The organism is Thiolapillus sp., assembly GCF_048562965.1.
Taxonomy (GTDB): domain Bacteria; phylum Pseudomonadota; class Gammaproteobacteria; order Chromatiales; family Chromatiaceae; genus Thiolapillus; species Thiolapillus brandeum_A.
The window spans coordinates 1-3,087 of record NZ_JBHNMF010000388.1 but is presented as its reverse complement, the minus strand read 5'-3'; the positions used below and the strand labels follow the sequence as shown (position 1 = coordinate 3,087).

Annotated in this window: 6 protein-coding genes and 1 pseudogene; 3 read left to right on the top strand and 4 right to left on the bottom strand. The window is 55.0% G+C overall.

Annotation, left to right across the window (positions count from 1 at the left end):
* From tnpA to ACOCD2_RS15225, 3 genes are all read right to left on the bottom strand, one after another.
* Positions 1–231, bottom strand: a 231-nt coding sequence (tnpA, locus tag ACOCD2_RS15235) for an IS200/IS605 family transposase (protein WP_293674809.1), incomplete at its 3' end; no start/stop codon positions are given.
* Positions 232–399: 168 nt separating this feature from the next.
* Positions 400–684, bottom strand: a complete 285-nt coding sequence (locus ACOCD2_RS15230) for a type II toxin-antitoxin system RelE/ParE family toxin (RefSeq protein ID WP_293674811.1) — start codon at positions 682–684, stop codon at positions 400–402.
* Positions 684–971: a CopG family ribbon-helix-helix protein gene (locus ACOCD2_RS15225; protein WP_293674808.1), complete on the bottom strand. Its 288-nt coding sequence runs from the start codon at positions 969–971 to the stop codon at positions 684–686. The genes ACOCD2_RS15230 and ACOCD2_RS15225 overlap by 1 nt, the downstream gene beginning before the upstream one ends.
* Positions 972–1,172: 201 nt before the next feature.
* Between ACOCD2_RS15225 and ACOCD2_RS15220 the strand changes: the two genes are divergently transcribed.
* The 3 genes from ACOCD2_RS15220 (at position 1,173) to ACOCD2_RS15210 (ending at position 2,839) form a co-directional block, all read left to right on the top strand.
* Entirely contained in the window at positions 1,173–1,838 is a 666-nt protein-coding gene (locus ACOCD2_RS15220; RefSeq protein WP_293674807.1) for a recombinase family protein, read from the top strand.
* Positions 1,839–1,968: 130 nt separating this feature from the next.
* The gene (parA, locus tag ACOCD2_RS15215) at positions 1,969–2,607 is read left to right on the top strand and encodes a ParA family partition ATPase (RefSeq protein WP_419582832.1); all 639 of its coding nucleotides are present in this window, start codon (positions 1,969–1,971) and stop codon (positions 2,605–2,607) included.
* Between the two features lie 16 nt (positions 2,608–2,623).
* Positions 2,624–2,839 (top strand): chromosome partitioning protein ParB, encoded by a 216-nt coding sequence (locus ACOCD2_RS15210; protein ID WP_293674805.1) that lies wholly within the window; start codon positions 2,624–2,626, stop codon positions 2,837–2,839.
* Between the two features lie 132 nt (positions 2,840–2,971).
* Here ACOCD2_RS15210 and ACOCD2_RS15205 read toward each other — a convergent pair.
* Positions 2,972–3,087 (bottom strand): annotated as a pseudogene (locus tag ACOCD2_RS15205) (transposase); the annotation flags it as partial.

Here is a 3,087-nt window from a genome sequence, read left to right as displayed (position 1 = left end):
GGTGTTTGCCACACTGTATTTGGGGGGAATCATCAACAGCATGTGAATGTAATCACGCATAGCGTAACCCTCTATCAATTCAACACCCTGCTGACGACACAACTCCCTCAATATCCCTCCTATTTCTTTCCTCAGCGTTCCGTAAATCGATTTCCTTCGATACTTCGGAACAAACACTACATGGTATTTGCAATAATGCTTCACGTGAGCTTGGCTTTGCCAGTCTCTCATAATGGCCTCCTATAGAACTTGCCGGTTCAAAGGAGGCCATTTTCTTACTCCGCACGCCGGTATGGCAGAGCCTTTTCGTGTCTCACCGCCAGAGGCGGTGGTTTACCAAGTTTTAATTACCCTGTAAATCATAAGTTCTCAAACCGTTTCACAAACGACGGATTTTTATCAGGTACGGGTCGGCTGCCACTGTTGAGCTGCGTGCAAGACTCGCAGCACGCGAACCTGATCCCCTGCCACGTCATAGACTAGAACATAGTTTTGATGCGCGACCAGCTCGCGGGTGTCAGTCACGCTGCCAAGCCGTCCAAGGTTAGGATGATTGACCAGGCGCGAAGCCTTTTCTGACAACAGCTCATCTAGCGCCAAGGCGGCGGCGGGGTTATCGGCTTCGATGTAATCATAAATATCGTCACGGTCTTGTATCGCCTCTGGTGTCCAAAACAATTCCATCATTCTGGAGGGTCAAGCCGACGGCGTGTTGCTGCCCGACGGGCTGCAAATTTGGCTTCTACCTCAGCAGCTGGCACCAAGTTGCCAGAATTAGCGGAATCCATACCAACTTGAACTTGGTGGCGGAACCAGGCGCCATGCTCTGCGGCTTCTTGCTGTTGCTGTACGAACTCCCGCATGAACTCCCGAAGGAGCTGCGCCCCGCTACGGTCGCGGGATTTTGCGGCTTGGGAAAACTGGCTTTTCAAAGCATCATCGACCCGGAAGGTGAAGATTGCTTCACTCATGGCAGTGTCCTCATGTGTTATAAACTAAGTACAATGTAGCACTTTCGTTGTTTCCCGTCTATTACACGCCGTCGCGTAAGTCCTAACTTGCGCGACACTTCCCCCGCCCTGAACCACCCCCGTGTTTCCTGGTGTTCGCGCGTTTCTGGTTTTAGTCGCATAATAGAGCAAACCAACGACCATAACCGGAGACATAACACCATGAGACACGAACACGACCCCGGCACCCTCGACCTGATGACCGGCGGCCTGTTGCTGGGCTATGCCCGGGTCAGTACCGACGACCAGGAACTAGCGAACCAACGGGCCGAGCTGACCGCCGCTGGGTGCTCTCGGCTCTTTGCCGAGAAGATCACCGGCACACGCCGCGACCGCCCCGAGCTGGCCCGCTTACTGGATCACCTGCGATCAGGTGACGTTGTAACCGTGACGCGGCTCGACCGTTTGGCCCGTAGCACCCGCGATTTGCTCGACATAGCCGAGCAGATACAGGCGGCAGGCGCGGGCCTTCGCAGCCTGGCAGAACCCTGGGCCGACACGACCAGCCCCGCCGGGCGCATGGTGCTAACCGTGTTCGCGGGCATTGCCGAGTTTGAACGGTCGCTCATCATCGACCGCACCAGGAGTGGACGCCAGGCGGCCAAGGCCAAGGGCGTGAAGTTCGGCCCGCCCCCTACCCTCACCCCGGAGCAGATCGCCCACGCTCGCGCCCTCGTTGACCAGGAAGGCCGCACCGTGAAGGAAGCGGCGGCCCTGCTGGGTGTGCATCGCTCGACCCTATACCGGGCTTTCAACAAACAGGAGCTGACACCATGCGCGACCAGGAACAGAAGAACCAGGACACCGGCCCTTCCGTGTGTCGACTGACCCCGGAGGCACGGGCCGAGCTGGCCCGACGGAAACGTGATAAAAAACAATAATACACCTTTACTTATTTGAGTTTTTTTGGTTATCATGCAATAAGTATTTGAAGTTATACACCTATGAAGGAGTGGTTATGAAGGTAATAGCCGTCCTGAACCAGAAAGGCGGTTCAGGCAAAACAACCATTGCCACGCACCTAGCCCGAGAACTCCAGCTCGACGGCTCGGACGTTCTGCTAGTTGACTCAGACCCGCAGGGGAGCGCCCGAGATTGGGCCGCAGTGCGAGAAGATCACCCGCTAACGGTTGTCGGTATCGACCGTCCAACGATTGACCGTGACGTGAAGAACATCGCCCGCAAGGTCGAATTTGTGGTGATTGATGGTGCGCCCCAGGCTGCCGATCTAGCTGTGTCTGCGATCAAAGTCGCTGACCTGGTACTAATCCCGGTGCAGCCGTCTCCCTATGACATTTGGGCTACGGCGGAACTGGTAGACCTGGTTAAACAGCGCATCGAGGTCACAGACGGACGTCTGCAAGCGGCCTTTGTCGTATCGCGGGCCATCAAGGGTACCCGCATTGGTGGGGAAGTTACCGAAGCTTTGGCAGGGTATGAACTGCCGGTGCTGGATGCTCGGATTACTCAGCGCGTGAGCTACCCAGGCACAGCCGCCGCAGGCACTACCGTTCTTGAATCGGAGCCTAACGGCGACGCAGCGGCAGAGGTTCGCGCCCTGGCTACCGAAATTAAGCAAATGCTGATAAATGAGTAAGTGAGGAAATGAAGCTATGAGCAAAAGCAGCAACACACTTTCAGCAGGTCGCCCGAGCACCCGCAGCAACAAGGCCGCCACCTTGGCGAGCCTATCCGATGAAGTCGAAATGAAGCGCGTAAATTTCCAGCTTCCGGCAGATCAGCACACCAAACTGAAAATCTACGCCGCTCAGCAGGGCAAGACCATCAAAGAGCTTATGAGCGAGTATGTCGAATCATTGGTGAGTTAATGAGTTTAGGAGTTTAGGGGTATAAGCGCTAAATCAAATACTACCAGCAGAGCGGGTAGTATGATGAAAGCCCCCAGAGGGGCTATTGTCAGAGTCCCGCCAACCTTAACTGCTCTTGGCGCTTCTCTTCTGCTCATCTAAGCCAACTGTACTGACACAATAGCCTCGCGCCCAAAAATGTCGACCTGTAAAATTCCTTTTGACCTGCAGATATTCCCTGAATATCCGTATCGCTGATTTACCTTTCA

Bases quoted from the DNA above. Each gene is read 5' to 3' on its own strand.
- ACOCD2_RS15225 (WP_293674808.1), bottom strand. From the start codon at position 971: ATGAGTGAAGCAATCTTCACCTTCCGGGTCGATGATGCTTTGAAAAGC.
- ACOCD2_RS15230 (WP_293674811.1), bottom strand. From the start codon at position 684: ATGGAATTGTTTTGGACACCAGAGGCGATACAAGACCGTGACGATATT.
- ACOCD2_RS15210 (WP_293674805.1), top strand. From the start codon at position 2,624: ATGAGCAAAAGCAGCAACACACTTTCAGCAGGTCGCCCGAGCACCCGC.
- ACOCD2_RS15220 (WP_293674807.1), top strand. From the start codon at position 1,173: ATGAGACACGAACACGACCCCGGCACCCTCGACCTGATGACCGGCGGC.
- parA (WP_419582832.1), top strand. From the start codon at position 1,969: ATGAAGGTAATAGCCGTCCTGAACCAGAAAGGCGGTTCAGGCAAAACA.